The organism is Klebsiella sp. BIGb0399, from assembly GCF_003752615.1.
Taxonomy (GTDB): Bacteria; Pseudomonadota; Gammaproteobacteria; order Enterobacterales; family Enterobacteriaceae; genus Klebsiella; species Klebsiella lignicola.
In genome coordinates, this window is the sequence record NZ_RKHT01000006.1 from 97,727 (window position 1) to 116,703 (window position 18,977).

General features: G+C 56.7%; 18 protein-coding genes. 12 read left to right on the forward strand and 6 right to left on the reverse strand.

What is annotated here, in order from left to right; translation table 11 throughout:
* Nucleotides 1–167: 167 nt before the first annotated feature.
* Genes tauA through tauD form a run of 4 tightly spaced genes read left to right on the forward strand, consistent with a single transcriptional unit; the run spans nt 168 to nt 3,591 of the window.
* The gene (gene tauA, locus EDF82_RS11125; RefSeq protein WP_123755626.1) at nt 168–1,130 is read left to right on the forward strand and encodes a taurine ABC transporter substrate-binding protein; all 963 of its coding nucleotides are present in this window, start codon (nt 168–170) and stop codon (nt 1,128–1,130) included.
* Between the two features lie 12 nt (nt 1,131–1,142).
* Complete coding sequence (gene tauB / locus EDF82_RS11130) at nt 1,143–1,910, forward strand: taurine ABC transporter ATP-binding subunit (protein WP_123755627.1); 768 nt, start codon at nt 1,143–1,145, stop codon at nt 1,908–1,910.
* A complete protein-coding gene (tauC, locus tag EDF82_RS11135; RefSeq protein WP_123755628.1) occupies nt 1,907–2,734 on the forward strand; it encodes a taurine ABC transporter permease TauC in 828 nt (275 codons plus the stop codon). The genes tauB and tauC overlap by 4 nt, the downstream gene beginning before the upstream one ends.
* Entirely contained in the window at nt 2,731–3,591 is an 861-nt protein-coding gene (gene tauD / locus EDF82_RS11140) for a taurine dioxygenase (RefSeq protein WP_123755629.1), read from the forward strand. The genes tauC and tauD overlap by 4 nt, the downstream gene beginning before the upstream one ends.
* 183 nt (nt 3,592–3,774) lie before the next feature.
* Here the strand turns inward: tauD and EDF82_RS11145 are convergent, their stop codons facing one another.
* From EDF82_RS11145 to ampH, 4 genes are all read right to left on the reverse strand, one after another.
* Nucleotides 3,775–5,493 (reverse strand): lysophospholipid acyltransferase family protein, encoded by a 1,719-nt coding sequence (locus EDF82_RS11145; RefSeq protein WP_123755630.1) that lies wholly within the window; start codon nt 5,491–5,493, stop codon nt 3,775–3,777.
* 186 nt (nt 5,494–5,679) lie between these two features.
* Nucleotides 5,680–6,168 (reverse strand): transposase, encoded by a 489-nt coding sequence (locus EDF82_RS11150; RefSeq protein WP_123755631.1) that lies wholly within the window; start codon nt 6,166–6,168, stop codon nt 5,680–5,682.
* A 304-nt stretch (nt 6,169–6,472) separates the two neighbouring features.
* Entirely contained in the window at nt 6,473–7,447 is a 975-nt protein-coding gene (gene hemB / locus EDF82_RS11155) for a porphobilinogen synthase (protein WP_123755632.1), read from the reverse strand.
* 116 nt (nt 7,448–7,563) lie between these two features.
* The gene (gene ampH / locus EDF82_RS11160; protein WP_123755633.1) at nt 7,564–8,721 is read right to left on the reverse strand and encodes a D-alanyl-D-alanine-carboxypeptidase/endopeptidase AmpH; all 1,158 of its coding nucleotides are present in this window, start codon (nt 8,719–8,721) and stop codon (nt 7,564–7,566) included.
* A 200-nt stretch (nt 8,722–8,921) separates the two neighbouring features.
* Here ampH and EDF82_RS11165 point away from each other — a divergent pair, with 200 nt between their 5' ends.
* From EDF82_RS11165 to EDF82_RS11175, 3 genes are all read left to right on the forward strand, one after another.
* On the forward strand, nt 8,922–9,455 hold the full coding sequence (locus EDF82_RS11165) for a cysteine hydrolase family protein (protein ID WP_123755634.1): 534 nt from the start codon (nt 8,922–8,924) through the stop codon (nt 9,453–9,455).
* A 118-nt stretch (nt 9,456–9,573) separates the two neighbouring features.
* Nucleotides 9,574–10,794 carry a peptide antibiotic transporter SbmA gene (sbmA, locus tag EDF82_RS11170; RefSeq protein WP_123755635.1) on the forward strand — a complete coding sequence of 407 codons (1,221 nt, stop codon included), beginning with the start codon at nt 9,574–9,576 and terminating at the stop codon, nt 10,792–10,794.
* Nucleotides 10,795–10,831: 37 nt separating this feature from the next.
* The gene (locus EDF82_RS11175; protein WP_123755636.1) at nt 10,832–11,959 is read left to right on the forward strand and encodes a DUF1615 domain-containing protein; all 1,128 of its coding nucleotides are present in this window, start codon (nt 10,832–10,834) and stop codon (nt 11,957–11,959) included.
* Here EDF82_RS11175 and EDF82_RS11180 read toward each other — a convergent pair.
* The gene (locus EDF82_RS11180) at nt 11,956–12,258 is read right to left on the reverse strand and encodes a DUF2755 family protein (protein ID WP_123755637.1); all 303 of its coding nucleotides are present in this window, start codon (nt 12,256–12,258) and stop codon (nt 11,956–11,958) included. The two genes, EDF82_RS11175 and EDF82_RS11180, sit on opposite strands and share 4 nt — an antisense overlap.
* A gap of 253 nt (nt 12,259–12,511) precedes the next feature.
* Here EDF82_RS11180 and EDF82_RS11185 point away from each other — a divergent pair, with 253 nt between their 5' ends.
* The gene (locus tag EDF82_RS11185) at nt 12,512–12,715 is read left to right on the forward strand and encodes a DUF2754 family protein (RefSeq protein ID WP_123755638.1); all 204 of its coding nucleotides are present in this window, start codon (nt 12,512–12,514) and stop codon (nt 12,713–12,715) included.
* A gap of 55 nt (nt 12,716–12,770) precedes the next feature.
* Here EDF82_RS11185 and ddlA read toward each other — a convergent pair whose 3' ends face one another.
* The gene (gene ddlA, locus EDF82_RS11190) at nt 12,771–13,868 is read right to left on the reverse strand and encodes a D-alanine--D-alanine ligase (RefSeq protein ID WP_123756213.1); all 1,098 of its coding nucleotides are present in this window, start codon (nt 13,866–13,868) and stop codon (nt 12,771–12,773) included.
* Between the two features lie 313 nt (nt 13,869–14,181).
* On the opposite strand from ddlA, the gene EDF82_RS11195 reads away from it, so the two are divergent.
* The 4 genes from EDF82_RS11195 (at nt 14,182) to EDF82_RS11210 (ending at nt 18,768) form a co-directional block, all read left to right on the forward strand.
* Nucleotides 14,182–15,381 (forward strand): multidrug efflux MFS transporter, encoded by a 1,200-nt coding sequence (locus EDF82_RS11195; RefSeq protein ID WP_123755639.1) that lies wholly within the window; start codon nt 14,182–14,184, stop codon nt 15,379–15,381.
* Nucleotides 15,382–15,551: 170 nt separating this feature from the next.
* Nucleotides 15,552–16,316: a gluconate 5-dehydrogenase gene (gene idnO / locus EDF82_RS11200; protein ID WP_123755640.1), complete on the forward strand. Its 765-nt coding sequence runs from the start codon at nt 15,552–15,554 to the stop codon at nt 16,314–16,316.
* Between the two features lie 104 nt (nt 16,317–16,420).
* Nucleotides 16,421–17,710: an MFS transporter gene (locus tag EDF82_RS11205; RefSeq protein ID WP_123755641.1), complete on the forward strand. Its 1,290-nt coding sequence runs from the start codon at nt 16,421–16,423 to the stop codon at nt 17,708–17,710.
* Between the two features lie 65 nt (nt 17,711–17,775).
* Nucleotides 17,776–18,768 (forward strand): LacI family DNA-binding transcriptional regulator, encoded by a 993-nt coding sequence (locus tag EDF82_RS11210; RefSeq protein WP_123755642.1) that lies wholly within the window; start codon nt 17,776–17,778, stop codon nt 18,766–18,768.
* Nucleotides 18,769–18,977: the final 209 nt, after the last annotated feature.

Sequence of the window (18,977 nt, forward strand, 5' to 3'; positions counted from 1 at the left end):
CTTTTTTTCTAAAAACGCTTTGTTCTTAACAAGAATTTTTAATTACTTCATCAAACACATCAGGCCGGAAATACTGCACTCATAACATACACGTCCCTAAATAATTCGAGTTGTAGCCAACGCACATGCGGCTCGAAGTATGACGGGAGATGAGGACAGCAGACACTATGGCACTAACATCGCGCATCACACTTATTACCGCCCTGGCGCTTGCGGCATTCCAGGCCCAGGCGGTCAACGTTACCGTGGCCTATCAGACCTCTGCTGAACCGGCGAAAGTCGCGCAGGCGGATAACACCTTTGCGAAAACCAGCGGCGCAACCGTCGACTGGCGCAAATTCGATAGCGGGTCGAGCATCGTCCGCGCGCTGGCCTCCGGCGATGTGCAAATCGGTAACCTCGGTTCCAGCCCGCTGGCGGTGGCCGCCAGCCAGCAGGTGCCGATTGAAGTGTTCCTGCTGGCGTCGAAGCTCGGCAATTCCGAAGCGCTGGTGGTGAAAAAGAGCATCACCAAACCCGAAGATCTGATCGGCAAACGCATCGCGGTGCCGTTTATCTCCACCACCCACTACAGCCTGCTGTCGGCGCTGAAACACTGGGGCATTAAGCCGGGTCAGGTGCAGATCATCAATCTGCAGCCGCCGGCGATTATTGCCGCCTGGCAGCGTGGCGATATTGACGGGGCCTACGTCTGGGCGCCGGCGGTAAACGAGCTGGAAAAAGAGGGCTCCGTGTTGACCGATTCGTCGCAGGTGGGCGAGTGGGGCGCGCCGACGCTGGACGTCTGGGTGGTACGCAAAGATTTTGCCGAGCAGCACCCGGACATCGTGAAAGCCTTTGCGAAGAGCGCGATCGAGGCCCAGCAAGCGTACATCGCCAATCCGGAGCAGTGGCTGAAGCAGCCGGATAACATCAGCAAACTGGCGCGCCTGAGCGGCGTCCCGGATGCCGATGTCCCGGGGCTGGTGAAAGGTAATACCTACCTGACCGCCGCCCAGCAGGCGCAGGCGCTGAATGGCCCGGTAAACGAGGCGATTGTCGATACTGCGAAGTTCCTCAAAGAGCAGGGCAAGGTGCCGGCGGCCGGCAGCGACTACCGCCAGTACGTCACCGACCGTTTTGTGAAGTAACAGGAGGCTTTGATGCTGCAAATCTCGCACCTCTCTGCCGACTACGCGGGTAAACCGGCGCTGGCAGATATCAACCTGACGCTGGACAGCGGCGAACTGCTGGTGGTCCTCGGGCCATCCGGCTGTGGCAAAACCACGCTGCTGAACCTGATTGCCGGATTTGTGCCTTATCAGCACGGCAGCATCACCCTCGAAGGAAAACGGGTTGACGGACCGGGCGCCGAGCGCGGCGTGGTGTTTCAACATGAAGGGCTGCTGCCGTGGCGTAACGTGCAGGATAACGTTGCCCTCGGACTACAGCTGGCAGGCGTCGACAAAGCCGTGCGCCGGGAGACGGCGGCGCGGATGCTGAAAAAAGTCGGGCTGGAAGGGGCGGGGAAACGCTTTATCTGGCAACTCTCAGGCGGCCAGCGTCAGCGGGTCGGCATTGCCAGAGCGCTGGCGGCGAACCCGCAGTTGCTGCTGCTTGATGAGCCGTTTGGCGCGCTGGACGCTTTCACCCGTGAGCAGATGCAAACCCTGCTGCTCAGCCTGTGGCATGAGACCGGAAAACAGGTGCTGCTGATCACTCACGATATCGAAGAGGCGGTATTTATGGCCACCGAGCTGGTGCTGCTGTCGCCGGGGCCGGGGCGGGTGCTGGAGCGTTTGCCGCTCAATTTTGGTCGCCGTTTTGTTGCCGGGGAGTCCTGCCGCAGCATCAAATCCGACCCGCTGTTTATCGAACAGCGTGAATACGTCCTGAGCCGGGTATTTGAACAACGGGAGGCCTTCTCATGAGCGTCGTGATCAATGACAAACCGCGCCCGCGGGCGTTGAAGTGGCGCTGGCCGCTCTCCCGTCAGCTGACGTTGAGTTTTTCGACGCTGGCGGTGCTGCTGGCGGCCTGGTGGGCCGTGACCGCCATTGGGCTGATTAGCCCGCTGTTTCTTCCGCCGCCGGAGCAGGTATTTCGCAAGCTGCTGGTGATTGCCGGGCCGCAGGGCTTTATGGATGCCACGCTGTGGCAGCATCTGGCGGCAAGCCTGACGCGGATCGTGATCGCCCTCGCGGCGGCGACGATCGTGGGCGTTCCGGTGGGGATCGCGATGGGGCTGAATCCGACGGTGCACGGGATCCTCGATCCGTTAATTGAGCTGTATCGTCCGGTGCCGCCGCTGGCGTGGCTGCCGCTGGTGATCATCTGGTTTGGGATCGGCGAAACGCCAAAAATATTACTGATCTATCTCGCGATTTTCGCCCCGGTGGTGATGGCGACGCTGGCGGGGGTGAAAAGCGCCCAGCCGGTACGTATTCGCGCGGCGCAATCCTTAGGCGCCAGCCGGGCGCAGGTGTTGTGGCTGGTGATCCTGCCTGGCGCATTGCCGGAAATCCTGACCGGGCTGCGTATCGGGCTGGGGGTGGGCTGGTCAACGTTGGTGGCCGCGGAGCTGATTGCCGCCACCCGCGGTTTAGGTTTTATGGTGCAATCCGCCGGTGAATTCCTCGCGACCGATGTGGTGCTGGCCGGCATTGCGGTGATTGCGATTATCGCGTTTCTGTTAGAACTGGGACTGCGCGCATTACAGCGCCGACTGACGCCCTGGCATGGAGAAATACAATGAGTGAACGTCTGAGCATTACCCCGCTGGGGCCGTACATTGGCGCGCAAGTTACCGGTGCCGATCTGACTCGTCCGCTGAACGATAACCAGTTTGAACAGCTGTATCATGCGGTGCTGCGTCACCAGGTGGTGTTCCTGCGCGGGCAGCACATCACCCCGCAGCAGCAGCGCGACCTGGCGTTGCGCTTTGGCGATCTGCATATTCATCCGGTGTATCCGCATGCGCCAGGAGTCGATGAGATCATTGTGCTCGATACCCATGACGATAATCCGCCGGATAACGATAACTGGCACACCGATGTGACGTTTATTGAGACGCCGCCCGCCGGGGCGATTCTGGCGGCGAAGGAGCTGCCGGTGACCGGTGGCGATACGCTGTGGACCAGCGGCGTGGCGGCCTATGAGGCGCTTTCGGCGCCTTTTCGTCAGTTGCTCAGCGGACTGCGGGCGGAACATGATTTCCGTAAATCGTTCCAGGAGTATAAATACCGCAACACCGAGGCGGAGCATCAGCGCTGGCTGGAGGCGGTGAGCAAGAATCCGCCGCTGCTGCACCCGGTGGTGCGTACCCATCCGGTGACCGGCAAGCAGGCACTGTTCGTGAACGAAGGATTCACCACCCGCATTGTCGACGTGACGGAAAAAGAGAGCGAGGCGCTGTTAAGCTTCCTGTTTGCCCACATTACGAAGCCGGAATTTCAGGTGCGCTGGCGCTGGCAGCCTGACGATGTGGCCATCTGGGATAACCGGGTGACGCAACACTACGCCAATGCCGACTATCTGCCGCAGCGGCGCATCATGCACCGGGCGACCATCCTTGGTGATAAACCCTATTACCGGGCTACGAGTTCAGCATGACCCTGTAGCCCGGACAGGCGGCTGGCACCATTCCCGGTGGCGCTGCGCTGACCGGGCTACGGCCCTGCGCGACGTTGTGCCTTGTAGCCCGGACAGGCGCGTCGCGCCGCCTCCGGGGTCAGCGTGATGTTGTGGCCTTGTAGCCCGGACAGGCGCAACGCGCCGCCTCCGGGAAAAGAGCCGTTACGCCGACTTTTGCGAGTCCAGATGCGCGCCAATATAGCGCTGATAGCGATTCGCTTTCAGATAGGTCAAATCCACCAGCACCAGACCATCGACGCAGTTGTTGAAATCCGGGTCGCTGCCGAAATCGATAAACTGCACGCCGCCCGGTTCGCAGACCTCGGAGTACTGTTTATACAGCGGCGGAATGGCGCAGCCGAGATTGCCCAGCAGCGACTTCAGCCTCGTCAGATCCTCGTTATAATCTTCGCCGCCAAACTGCGCCAGCACGTCGGGCAGCGAGGCAGGATAAGGACGACGAGACTCCGCCAGCGGATGCATGGCCGGGAACCACAGGCGATAGAAGGCCACCAGCAGATCGCGTGCCGCAGGCGGCAGACCGCCGGAAATAGAGACCGGGCCAAACAAATACCGGTAGTGCGGGTAGCGCGCCAGATAGGCCCCGATACCGGACCACAGGTAATCAAGCCCGCGGCGTCCCCAGTAACGCGGTTGGATAAAGCTGCGCCCCAGTTCGATACCATGAGTGAGGATATCCTCCATCCTTGCATCGTAATGAAACAGGCTGTAGCTGTAGATCCCTTCCAGCCCGCGCTTTTCCCGCTGCTGGCCGGTGGGCATAAAACGGTAGGCACCGACGATCTCCAGGTCTTCTTCATCCCACAAAATCAGATGCAGATAATCGTCGTCATACCCGTCGACGTCGCGTCGTTTACCGCTGCCTTCACCGACCGCACGAAAGGCGATTTCTCGCAGGCGGCCCAGCTCGCGTAGCAGTGGCGCATCCTCCTGCTCCTGACGCTGCCACAGATAGATCATTTTGCCGTCCGCCGTGCGCCCCAGGCATTCGGCCTGGCTGAGCTCACGCTTGAGCAGCGCGCGGTCTTCCGGTCGCGCAATCGCGCTTTCGGTTTTAAACACGCCCGGCAGGCCTTTACCCAGCCGTTCGACGTGGCGATAGCAGCGATCCGCCAGTTCACGGGGCGAGGCCTGCGGCTGATACCAGGAAGACCAGGCCACTTGTTGGCCGATGGCGATCGGCAGGCTGCTGTTGCGGCGACGGAACATCTGCTGCATCAGCAGCAACATCGGCAGGTTGTCGGAGAGCAGCGTGCTGGCGTAAAACAGCGCGCTGTTATGGGCGCGGATCGAGACCGGAAGCAGCGGGGCGCGGTATTTGGTGGCCAGCTTGATAAAGCCGGGGTGCCATTTTTTATCGCGAATGCCCCGACGCGTCAGACGCGACACTTCGCCCGCCGGGAAGAAGATCAGCACGCCGCCGTTCTGGAGCTGGTGATCCATCTGCTGCAAGGCGGCTTTGGCGGTGCGCCCGTTGATGTTGTCGACGGGAATAAACAGCGAGCTGAGCGGCTCCAGATGGCTTAACAGGCGGTTGGTGACGACTTTGACATCGCGACGCACTCGGGAGACGGCATAGAGTAGCGCGAGGCCATCAAGCGTGCCGGTGGGATGGTTTGAGACGATCACCAGCGGGCCGTGTTCGGGGATTTGTTCCAGATCGTGCGCCGGGATGGCGCAGCGGATATTGAGATGTTCGAGCACCTGTTCGACCGTATCAAGTCCTTTCAGGTGGCGATGGCGAGCGGCAAATTGTTGAAACTCGTCTTCATGCAGTAATTTTTTGAGTAGTTTTTTTTGCCAGGGGGCAGGCCTCGCCTGAGGCCACAGGTCGTCGAGTACATTGTCGAGACTAAACATAGCGCTTCCTCCTCCGTCCTGCCCAGACAGTAGAAGGTGCAAGTGTCGCTCAGATTACAGTTGGGTGAACATTACGTATCGCGGTGTGCAGGTATGTTCCCGGATGGCGGTGCAGGCACCTTATCCGGGCTACAGTGCACAAGTATGTAGTCCCGGTCAGCGCAGCGCCACCGGGGGAGATGACCTTCAACGCTCTCCGCAGGGGAAATCATCCTTCTCTCCACCCCAGTCTGCAGGATATAACCCTAACCTCACATCCCGATGAAAGGTTGAAAAAGGCCAGTCCCGTACCTGGTGTACCCAGCCATGTTTGAGCGGATTCATGTAGATATAGTCAATATGACGCCGGTAGTCCTGCTGATGTCGAATCGTGTGTTCCCAGAACCGCGGCTGCCAGACCCGGTGTAGTTTCAATGCACGGGTAAACCCTCTTTTTATGTCCCGCCAGCGAGCAGAAAAATCACAATCATGTTCAGGCAACGTCCAGATGCAATGCAGGTGTTCCGGCAGAACGACCCATGCATCGATAATAAACGGCTTGCGTTGTTTGACGGTGAGAATAGCGCGGCGTAATTCCCTGATTTCCTGAGTCAGAAGTGAGCTTCTTCTGTTGCGCAAATTGACGGTGAAAAACCAGGTTCCACCTTGAATGTAGTTACGACGATAGGCGACCACGGTGAGCTCCTTGCTCAGAACGGATTGCGTGAGAGCAGGAAGATAAATGCGGAGAGATGCAGAAACAACGACCACGGGAAGAGAATGGAAAGGCGCTCGTAAAATATCAGTAACCGCAGCGAGACCAGGGCATCCCCGGAGGCGGCGCGTGGCGCCTGTCCGGGCTACAAGGTCACAATATTGCGGTGGGCCCGTAGCCCGGTCAGCGCAGCGCCACCGGGAATGGTGCCAGCCAGCAAGGTCACAATATTGCGGTGGGCCCGTAGCCCGGTCAGCGCAGCGCCACCGGGGGAATTACAGGAAATTAACGCAGGATTTTCTTTTCGGCTAAATCGAGGGCGAAATAGCTGAAGATCAGATCCGCACCGGCACGTTTAATCGCGCCAAGGCTTTCCAGCACCACTTTTTCTTCATCGATAGCGCCGGCCTGCGCGGCAAACTTGATCATCGCGTATTCGCCGCTGACCTGGTACGCGCCGAGCGGCAGGTCACTGCGTTCGCGAATATCACGCAGGATATCCAGGTAGGCGCCCGCCGGTTTGACCATCAGGCAATCTGCACCCTGGGCTTCGTCCAGCAGGGATTCACGAATCGCTTCACGGCGGTTCATCGGGCTCATCTGATAGGTCTTACGATCGCCTTTCAGCGCGGTACCGGCTGCTTCACGGAACGGGCCGTAGAACGATGATGCAAACTTGGTGGAGTAGGACATGATGGCGGTATTGGTGAAACCGGCGACGTCCAGCGCGTGGCGAATGGCCTGCACCTGACCGTCCATGGCGGCGGATGGCGCAATAAAATCGGCACCAGCGGCTGCGGCAACTACCGCCTGTTTACCCAGGTTCTCCAGGGTGGCATCGTTGTCAACGCCGTGGTCGCACAAGACACCGCAGTGGCCGTGTGAGGTGTATTCGCAGAAGCAGGTATCGGACATCACGATCATCTCCGGTACCGCGTCCTTACTGATGCGGGACATACGCGCCACCAGGCCGTTCTCATTCCAGGCATCGCTGCCGGTTGCATCGGTATGGTGGGAAATACCGAAGGTCATAACCGAGCGGATACCGGCGTTAGCGATACGTTCAATTTCGCGGGCCAGGTACTTTTCCGGAATGCGCATCACGCCGGGCATCGCTTCGATGGCTTTGTAATCGTCGATTTCTTCTTCAACAAAGATCGGCAACACCAGGTCGTTCAAACTCAGTGTTGTCTCTTCAAACATAGCGCGCAGCGAAGCAGATTGACGCAAACGGCGGGGGCGAGTGATTAAATCTGTCATGGTTTGCCTGATTTTGTGAAATGAAAACAACTAGTCTAACTGAAATTTCGGTGGGATGTTTCGCCAAAGGAAGCATTTTACCCGCATTCCTTTGGCGCTCTATTCAGTGATGATTCTCAGGATTCCGGTACCGGAGCCGGCTGTCCGCCGCTCAACTCGCTGACCAGATCGTTGATGCCGTTGCTCATATTGCTAAAGCGGGTCAACGATGAACGGGTAACCACCACAAACGCACCGATGTTTGCCTGTGGATTCATCGCCATATAGGTAATAAACCCGCCTCCGCCGCCGGTTTTCTGAATAATGCCCGGCTGACCATTTTTAGGTTTCATATAAACCCAACCGAGGCCCAGCGCATCGGCTTTGCCCGGCACGTCCATCCCGATAACGCGGGTGAGCTGACTGCGTTGATAAATCAACGTTTGCATACGGTCGGCCTGGCGCCCGCGGGTATAAAAATCAGAAGACAAGAACTGCTGCATCCAGCGCATCATATCGCCCGGCGTTGAGTACACGCCGCCGCTGCCGATCGCCGCCAGGGTATTGTTACACGGGCTGGCGCCTTTCTCGGCAACCATCAGGCGGCCGCACTGGTCCGGTGACGGCGTAAAGGTGGTGTCTTTCATACCCAGCGGGCGGGTGATCTGCTCTTCAAACAGCTGCGGATAGGGTTTACCAGACGCGGTAGCAAGGGCGTCGGCCAGCAGATCAAACGCGAGATTCGAGTAAGCTGCCTGGGTGCCAGGTGCCGCTTTCAGCGATGCTGTTGACAGCCATGACCAGCGTTGATCGCGGGTTGGCCAGACGAAGACCGGACGATGTGCCGCGCCGCCCGGCTGCTCACGCGGTAGGGCGCTGGTATGGGTTGCCAGGTTCACCAGCGTAATCGGGGTTCCCTGATAGGTCGGAACCCGGGCACCCGGTGGCGCATACTTGCTGAGCGGATCGTTAAGCTTCACGACGCCCTGATCGAGCATTTTCACCAGCATCTCGCTGGTCATCAGTTTACTTAGCGACGCAATGCGGATCACCGAATCCAGCTGCGGGTGCTCATTGTTGCCCGGGCGTGTTTCGCCAAAACTGCGGAAAACACGCTGATTACCGTCGATAACCACCAGCGCCATACCGGTGGCACCGCTGCCGTAATAGATATGGTTGGCGTAACGATCGACAACATCGGCAGCAAATTCAGGGTCAACGATCGGTTGAGCTGCCTGGACCGAGGTCCACGACGCCGCGCAAAGTGCAGCAAAAACAAGCAGACTACGTTTCAACGGTGGTATCCATAATGATGAGTAGAAATATAGAACGTATTTATACTACGAAGTGAGGCGCAGCGATGTGCAATAACGACAATATTTCGCGGAAAAACGTAACCGTGGGTAAAAAGGATTTTTTTATGATTTCGGATATTCGCATTGCCCGGCGGACGCGTATGATGAGTCTTTGATTTATCAGGTCATGAGAGAGAAAAATGGCGGCTCAACGGGTGGTAATGGTAGTCGATATGCAAAATGGTGTTTTTGCGATGCCGCGCATTGAGCGTGAGCGTTGCGTCGCCCAGATTAATCATCTGATACGCGCCGCGGATCGCGTTATTTTCATTCAGCATGCTGAGGACGGCGGACTGGAGGAGGGCAGTGACGGCTTTGCGCTGCTGGCGGAGCTGGAACACCCGGCAGACTCCATTCATGTCACCAAAACAGCCTGCGATGCCTTCTATAACACCCAGCTTGAACAGGTCTTGCGCGAGCAGGGGATCCAGCAGTTCGTGATTTGCGGCTGCGCGACCGATTATTGCGTCGATACCACCATCAAAAACGGTGCCAGTCGCGGCTATGCCATCACCGTTGCCGAAGATGCGCACACCACCGCCAATCGTCCCGCTGCGCCGGCTAAAATGCTCATCGACCACTACAACGATGTCTGGCGTACCTTAACCGTACCCGGCAATCCTTTACATGTGAAACCCGTAGAAACAATTCTGACTGAATGGCGGACGAACTAAGCCGCTGATTTTCGGTCTCATCACCCAACCACTTTCCACGGCTGCCGCCGCTATGCAGCAGGCATACTCGTGGTACACAGCATAGCCAGAATGATAAAGCAGTTAGCAGGAGTACATGATGTTTAAATCTTTTTTCCCCAAACCGGGGCCGTTTTTTCTCTCAGTTCTTGTCTGGTCGCTGATTGCCGTGATCTTCTGGCAGGCTGGAGGAGGTGACTGGCTGCTGCGTATAACCGGAGCCTCGCAGAACGTTGCCATCAGTGCCGCGCGTTTCTGGTCGCTGAACTATCTGGTCTTCTACGCTTACTATGCTCTCTGCGTGGGTATTTTTGCCCTGTTCTGGTTTATTTATAGCCCGCATCGCTGGCAATACTGGTCGATTCTCGGGACCTCGCTGATTATTTTTGTCACCTGGTTCCTGGTGGAAGTCGGGGTGGCGATTAACGCCTGGTACGCGCCGTTCTACGATCTTATCCAGACCGCGCTGGCGACGCCGCATAAGGTCAGCATTAACCAGTTTTATCAGGAAATTGGCGTGTTCCTCGGGATTGCCATCATTGCGGTAATTATTGGGGTAATGAACAACTTCTTCGTCAGCCACTATGTCTTCCGCTGGCGTACGGCGATGAACGAACACTATATGGCGCACTGGCACCATCTGCGTCATATCGAAGGTGCCGCCCAGCGTGTGCAGGAAGATACCATGCGCTTTGCCTCCACCCTTGAAGATATGGGCGTCAGCTTTATCAACGCCGTCATGACCCTGATTGCCTTCCTGCCGGTGCTGGTAACCCTGTCCGAGCACGTGCCGGATCTGCCGATTGTCGGCCATCTGCCCTATGGCCTGGTGATTGCGGCGATCGTCTGGTCCCTGATGGGGACCGGTTTGCTGGCGGTAGTCGGGATCAAGCTGCCGGGGCTGGAATTTAAAAACCAGCGCGTCGAAGCGGCGTACCGTAAAGAGCTGGTGTACGGGGAAGATGATGCCGCGCGTGCCACGCCGCCGACGGTGCGGGAGCTGTTTAGCGCCGTGCGTCGCAACTATTTCCGCCTCTATTTCCACTACATGTACTTCAACATCGCGCGGATTCTGTATCTGCAGGTGGATAACGTTTTCGGTTTGTTCCTGCTGTTTCCGTCGATTGTTGCCGGTACCATTACGCTGGGTCTGATGACGCAGATCACCAACGTTTTCGGTCAGGTACGTGGTTCGTTCCAGTATCTGATTAGCTCGTGGACCACGCTGGTGGAACTGATGTCCATCTACAAACGTCTGCGCAGCTTTGAACGCGAACTCGACGGTAAAGATCTGCAACCAGTGACCCAGACGTTGAGTTAACCCCGAAACCCCCATAACAGAGGCAGACTGAAGGATGATGCGTAGACAAGGAAAGTACAGGACCACCGTGGTACCACGTCGTGTTTCATGCGCGCTGACGCTGTTAGCCGGGGGGATCCTCAGCGCCTGTACCAGCCAGCAGGCGCCGGTACTCAAAGAGGGCGAAAAGCCCGTTGATGTGGCGACGGTGGTGCGGCAGAAAATGCCCGCCAGCGTCAAAGACAGGGAGCAGTGGGCCCAGGCGATAGCCAAAGCCTTTGAGAGCCAGAAGCTGGCACCGACGGAGGAGAATGTCTGCTCGGTGCTGGCTGTCGCCCAGCAGGAATCCAACTATCAATCGGATCCGGTAGTGCCAGGACTCAATAAAATCGCCTGGCAGGAGATCGACCGCCGGGCTGAGAAACTGCACATCCCGGTGTTCCTTGTGCATACCGCCCTGAAAATTCCTTCGCCCAACGGCAAGAGCTACAGCGAGTGGCTGGACAGCGTAAAAACGGAAAAGCAGCTGAGCGCCGTGTTTGACGATTTTATCGGCATGGTGCCGATGGGACAGAAACTGTTTGGCTCACTCAACCCGGTACACACCGGCGGCCCGATGCAGGTGAGCATTGCCTTCGCCCAGGAGCATGCCGATGGTTATCCGTGGAAAATCGACGGCACCGTGCGTCAGGAGGTGTTCAGCTTGCGCGGTGGCCTGTGGTTCGGGACCTATCATCTGCTCAACTACCCGGCGAACTACAGCGTACCGCTATACCGCTTTGCCGATTTCAACGCCGGCTGGTACGCCAGTCGGAATGCCGCGTTCCAGAATGCGGTCAGTAAGGCGACCGGCGTGAAGCTGGCGCTGGACGGCGATCTGATTCGTTATGATAGTGATGAGGCAGGGACGACGGAGCTGGCGGTACGCCGCTTAGCCGGGTCGCTGAAGATGAGCGATGACGATATCCACCGTCAGTTGAAAAAGGGCGACAGCCTGGCGTTTGAAAAAACCGATCTCTATCAGCAGGTTTTCCGTCTGGCGGATAAGAAAGCTGGCAAGGCGCTGCCGCGCGAGATACTGCCGGGGATCCAGCTTGAGAGCCCGAAAATTACGCGCAATCTGACGACGGCCTGGTTTGCCAAACGGGTAGATGAACGACGCGCCAACTGTATGGCGCGCCGCTAGCGGTTGTTGCTCCAGCGCAGGATAAGCCCCAAAACCCCAATCAGCATACAGCCGAGCAGGAACGGGATCAGACCAAACAATGTCCCCACCGCCAGGCCAATCTGGATGCGCGGCGCGTTGTTATCCTGGATTTGCATCAGGTGCTCGAAAACACCAGGAGCGTGCACCAGCATGCTTAGCATTTGCGCGCCAGCCCAGAAGCAGAACAGGACAAACAGGGTGTAGGCGATATTGCTGCTGGTGATGGCACCTCTTTTTTTGCCGCTAAAAATAGATTTTGAAAAGGCGAATTCAGCCATTTAACCCTCCGAACCTCACTGACCTACTGGCTTTACATAACGGCATGTCGATGATTCTGGCAGCGGGCGCGCAGAGGCAGTATCAGATTGCTGCTAATTTCCGGCCAGGAATAATCCTGTTTTTTTGCCCGCCGCCCGCGAAGACCGGGCGGCGAAAAGTAGAGCGGTATCCCAATGTTTGATAATTCTCCGCGCCGCTACAGACCGCGGATTCCGGCTGTGCGAAGATGCGTTTTTTGTTGTCGGAGTGGTTATGAAACTCACTGAAAAAATCCGCCGTGACTGGCATTACTATGCGTTTGCGCTGGGGTTAATTTTTATTCTGAACGGCGTGGTAGGGCTGGTGGGGTTTGAGACGCAAGGCTGGCAATCCTATGCCGTCGGGCTGGTGACCTGGGTGATTAGCTTCTGGATCGCGGGGAAGATTATTCGTCGTCGCCAGACCGAAGAGGCCTGACCCAGGGTCAGGACAGGCCGGGTAGGGCGACACGCGCCGCTACCCGGGAAGCACATTAGTTCATCGATGTTTTCAGCGCGCGGTCTGCCGCATGGCGCTCCAGCGCCAGTTCAATCAGGCGGCTGATCAGGCTGGTGTAGTCCAGCCCGCTAGCCTGCCACAGCTTCGGATACATGCTGATATTGGTAAACCCTGGCAGGGTGTTGATTTCGTTGATGATGACTTCATCGTCCGGGGTCAGGAAGACGTCGACGCGCGCCATGCCGCTGCAGCCCAACGTCTGATAGGCACGCACGGCAATTTCACGGATCTTATCGTTGATCTCGCCGGAGATCGCTGCAGGAACCACCACTTTGGCCCCCTGGTCGTCAATGTACTTGGTGTCGTAGGCGTAGAACTCGCTGTTGAGGACGATTTCGCCGCAGGTACTGGCCTGCGGGTAGTCGTTGCCCAGCACCGCACACTCAATTTCACGCCCTTTAATTCCTTGTTCAACCACCACTTTATGGTCGAATTCAAAGGCCAAATCTACCGCCTGCTGATATTGCGCTTCGGTGTTCACCTTGCTGACACCAACCGATGAACCCTGGTTCGCCGGTTTGACAAACAGCGGCAGGCCCAGTTTTTCCTGCACTTGCGCGAAGCTGAACTGCTGGCGGTTGGCGCGGGTTAAGGTGATGAACGGGGCAATCGACAGCCCGGCGTCGCGCAGCAGACGCTTGGTCACGTCTTTGTCCATACAGGCCGCGGAGCCGAGCACATCGGAACCGACGAACGGCAGATTGGCCATGCGCAGCATGCCCTGCAGCGAGCCGTCTTCTCCGAGGGTGCCGTGAACGATAGGGAAAATAACGTCGATAGCGGCCAGCGGCTGCCCGCTGTCGGCATTGATCAGTTGCTGCGCCTCACGGCCAGGGATTTGCGCCAGCGTGACGTCTGAAGGACGTAGCGCGATACGGGCAGGATCCTGCGGGTTTAACAGGTAGTTACCGGCGTCATTGATATGCCAGAGTCCCTGCTTATCAATGCCGAGCAGAACCACGTCAAAGCGCGTTTTATCAATCGCTTCCACGATATTCTTCGCTGACTGCAGCGACACTTCATGCTCTGCCGACTTACCGCCAAAAACGATCCCAACCCTCATCTTAGCCATTTCAACTTCCATCCAGATAACATCAAAGCACATAACATAGCATGTGAAATGACGGCATGGCTGCCAGAATCTTCCTCTCTGAAAGCAGGGGGTTAAAAGCTGCGCGCTGAATCTGCTCCCGACCCGGTTGGTGGGGTGGCATCAGCACAACACGCTGAGGGTTGACCGGTTGGTGCTTATTTTTACCGACGAAATAACGTATTGGACGATAAAGCACTAAACTCTTCATCAGCGCATCTCTGGTAATACGTCGTTCTCAGGAAATTGCTAAGCTAGATAATAATTCGCAAAAAATTAATGAATACGTGTAGTTATGGAATCCTGGAAGGTCAATCTCATCTCCGTCTGGTTCGGTTGTTTCTTTACCGGTCTGGCGATCAGTCAAATTCTCCCCTTTTTGCCGCTCTATGTTTCTCAGCTCGGCGTGACTTCGCACGAGGCGCTGTCGATGTGGTCGGGGCTGACGTTCAGCGTCACCTTCCTCGTGTCGGCGATTGTCTCCCCCATGTGGGGCAGTCTGGCGGATCGCAAAGGGCGCAAGCTGATGCTGCTGCGCGCCTCCCTCGGCATGGCGATTGCGATTCTGCTCCAGGCCTTCGCGACCAACGTCTGGCAGCTGTTTATTCTGCGCGCGATAATGGGGCTGACCTCCGGCTATATCCCAAATGCCATGGCGCTGGTAGCTTCTCAGGTACCGCGCGAGCGTAGCGGCTGGGCGCTCAGTACGCTCTCTACTGCGCAAATCAGCGGCGTGATCGGCGGGCCGTTGCTCGGCGGTTTTCTGGCCGACCACGTTGGCCTGCGGGCGGTATTTTTCATCACCGCGATCCTGCTGACGGTGAGCTTCCTCGTCACCTTATTCCTGATTAAAGAAGGGGTTCGCCCGCAAACCAGCAAGGCCGACCGCTTAAGCGGCCGGGAAGTATTTGCCTCGCTGCCGTACCCTGGGCTGGTCATTAGTCTGTTCTTCACTACCCTGGTGATCCAGCTCTGCAATGGCTCCATCGGGCCTATTCTGGCGCTGTTTATCAAATCGATGGCGCCGGACAGCAACAATATCGCCTTTCTTGCCGGGATGATTGCCGCAGTGCCGGGGGTATCCGCGCTGATATCGGCGCCGCGTCTGGGCAAACTTGGCGATCGAATCGGTACGTCCCGGATTTTACTGGCGACGCTGGCCTGCGCGGTGGTGATGTTCTTCGCCATGTCGTTTGTCACCACGCCGCTGCAGTTAGGCGTTTTGCGCTTTTTACTGGGCTTTGCCGATGGCGCGATGCTGCCTGCGGTACAGACCCTGCTGCTGAAATACTGCAGCGATAACGTCACCGGGCGCATCTTCGGCTATAACCAGTCGTTTATGTACCTCGGTAACGTCGTCGGCCCGCTGATTGGCGCCTCGGTCTCGGCGATGGCCGGTTTCCGCTGGGTGTTTATTGCCACCGCCATTATCGTGCTGATTAACCTCTGGCAGCTGGCCGTGATGCTGCGCCGCAGCCGCCGTACCGCCGCATAATACTGTTTCCCACGGCGTTTGTGCTGGAGCGCAAATGCCGTGGCGAGACCCCTCCCTCCCGCAAATGCTGCGCTGATCACAAATTGATCATTTTCCCTTCCGCCATGCTTTAATTTTCTACTGTTACGCGTATACAGTTACGCATAACAGTTACAGAAAAAGACATTTCTATGAAAAATCTATTCGATTTATCCGGCAAGCGCGCCCTGATCACCGGTTCCGCCAGGGGCATTGGTAACCTGTTGGCCAGAGGGTTGGCCGAGTACGGGGCGGAGGTCATTATCAATGACCGTACACAGGAGAAAGCGGATTGCGCGACTGAAGCGCTGGCCGCTCTCGGATACCGTGCAACGGGAGTGGCCTTTGATGTCACCCGCCGCGCCGAGGTCGAACGAGCCATCACTCACATCGAAGCAGAGATCGGGCCGATTGATATTTTGATCAATAACGCCGGGATCCAACGCCGTCATCCGTTTAGTGAATTTCCGGAAGAGGAGTGGGATCAGGTGATTGAGGTCAACCAGAAAGGCGTATTTCTGGTCTCGCAGCAGGTGGCAAAATATATGATGGCGCGCCGGTCCGGTAAAATTATTAATATTTGCTCCATGCAGAGTGAATTAGGGCGTAAGACCATTACGCCGTATGCCGCATCGAAAGGGGCGGTCAAAATGCTCACCCGGGGCATGTGCGTGGAGCTGGCGGAACATAATATTCAGGTTAATGGCATTGCCCCTGGCTATTTTGCGACGGAAATGACCAGCGCATTAGTGAATGACCCGGAATTTTCTGCCTGGTTATATCAACGAACCCCGGCGGCCCGCTGGGGGAAACCGGAAGAGTTAATTGGCGCTGCGGTGTATCTGGCCTCCCCGGCGGCAAATTTTGTTAATGGCCATCTGCTGTTTGTTGATGGCGGGATGCTCGCCGCCGTGTAACCGCGTTGTCGTATATCGGGCTGTCCGGTCCTGGCTTCCCGATATACGGTGAAACATAAAATAATTAAACCCGTTTGATTATATCGTTAATCTGAGGATGGCATATGCAAATGCTCGCCAAATTACCAGCGCGCCGCTGGTGGTATTTAATGCCGATTATATTTATTACCTATAGTCTGGCCTATCTCGACCGTGCGAATTATGGTTTTGCCGCCGCGGCAGGTATCGAAAATGATTTAGGTATTACCAAAGGTACTGCATCGCTGATTGGTGCATTATTTTTCCTGGGCTATTTCTTTTTTCAGGTGCCCGGTGCGATATATGCCGTAAAACGCAGCGTGCGGAAAATGATATTTGTCAGTCTGATATTATGGGGCTGCTGCGCGGCGGCTACCGGTTTCGTCAGCAATATTCCGATGTTAATGGCCATTCGCTTTATTCTCGGGGTAGTGGAAGCGGCGGTTATGCCGGCGATGCTGATTTATATCAGCAACTGGTTTACCAAAACCGAGCGCTCACGGGCCAATACCTTCCTGATTCTCGGCAACCCGGTGACGGTACTGTGGATGTCCATCGTCTCCGGCTACCTGATTCAGGCCTGGGGCTGGCGTGAAATGTTTATTATTGAGGGCATTCCGGCGGTGCTGTGGGCCGTGTGCTGGTGGATCCTGGTCAGGGATAAGCCCGAGGAAGTCTCCTGGCTGAATGCCGAGGAGAAGCAGGTGCTGCAGGAAGCGATGGACCGCGAGCAGAGCGCGATCAAGCCGGTACGTAATTATGGCGAAGCGCTGCGTTCACGTAATGTGATCATGCTGTGCGCCGTCCATGCCCTGTGGAGCATCGGGGTGTACGGCTTCATGATGTGGATGCCGTCAATTCTGAAAAATGCCGCGCAAATGGATATCGTCGCGGTAGGCTGGCTGGCCGCGGTGCCGTACCTGGCGGCTATTTGCCTGATGCTGACGGTTTCCTGGCTATCAGATAAGTTCCAGAACCGTAAACTGTTTATCTGGCCGCTGTTGCTGATTGCCGCGTTGGCCTTCTTCGGCTCCTGGCTTATCGGCGACCACGCATTCTGGTTCTCCTACGCCTTGTTGGTGATCGCCGCCGCCTGTATGTATGCCCCATACGGACCGTTCTTCGCGCTTATCCCCGAGCTGCTGCCACGCAACGTCTCCGGGGTGTCGATGGGGCTTATCAACAGCTTCGGCGCGCTGGGCGCTTTCCTGGGGGCCTGGCTTGTGGGCTACCTGAATGGCGTGATGGGCGGGCCCGGTGCGTCATATACCTTTATGGCTATCGCGCTGCTGGCCTCGGTGGTGCTGATGTACAACGTGCGGGCCAATGACGATCGCACACCGGCGTTAATGACCACAAATAAGCTTGCGGGTTAACAGACACGAAGCGCCTGTGGTAAGGTTCTCTGCGAGCATATGAGTCGTTTGTCGCAGAGAACCCGATGAAAAACAACCGGATGACATTGCAGGATATCGCCAACCTGGCCGGACTGAATAAAATGACGGTCAGCCGTTATTTACGTGACCCGGGCCAGGTGTCGCAGCGCAGCCGCGAGCTGATTGCGAAGATCATGGAAGAGCACAACTATATCCCTAACCGGGCGCCGGAAATTTTACTCAATGCGCGCAGTAAAACGATAGGCGTGCTGATCCCGTCCTTCCGTAATCAGATTTTCGCCGATGTCCTCGCCGGGATTGAATCCGTCACGTCCGCCCACCAGTATCAGACCCTGATTGCCAACTACGGTTATGACCCGCAGCGCGAAGAGCGCGAAGTGCTCAATTTGCTCTCTTACAACATTGACGGGCTGATTCTGACCGGTACGCAGCACAGCGATCGCATGATTCAGTATGTCCGCGCCAGCGGGATCCCGGTGGCGGAGCTGATGGATATCGGCGGGCAGCCCCTCGATATTCAGGTCGGGTTCGATAACGAGAAGGCCGGCTGGGATATGACCAACGCGTTCCTCGACAGCGGTAAACGACAAATCGCCTTTTTTGGTTCGATGGACGACCCTCGTGATGTGAGCCGTTTTCGCGGCACCGAACGCGCCGTGGCGGCCTATGGTCTGAAGGCATATCACATCACACCGCGCAGCATCTCGTCGGTGGCGCTGGGGCGCCAGATGTTCCTGCAAATGCAGCGCTCGCACCCGGATATTGACGCTATTTTTTGTACCAATGACGATCTGGCGGTCGGCGTGCTGCTGGAGTGCCAGGCGCAGGGCATTGCCGTCCCTGAGAAGATAGCGATTGCCGGTTTCCACGGACTGGAAATTGGTCGAGCGCGCCTGCAAAAAATTGCCAGCGTCATTACTCCGCGTTATGACATTGGTAAAACGGCGAGTGAAATACTCCTTGCCCGGCTTGCCGGTAAAGACGCGGCAGCTAGCGTGAATATGGCTTACCAGATTTATTATGGCGATACGTTATAATTACCAATGAAATCGCAATATATTTTTTTATTATTATCTATTGAATTTTTTTTATGAAACGTATTTCTCGGGTATTGCGTTTATTCCTGGTGCTTCACCGAAAGAGCAAAACGTTTCGCTTATTATTGTGTGGGATGAGGAATCATTTTTAAAAAATAATACTGGTATCCACCGGCGGATGTATGACATAACTAGCGAATAATGGAACT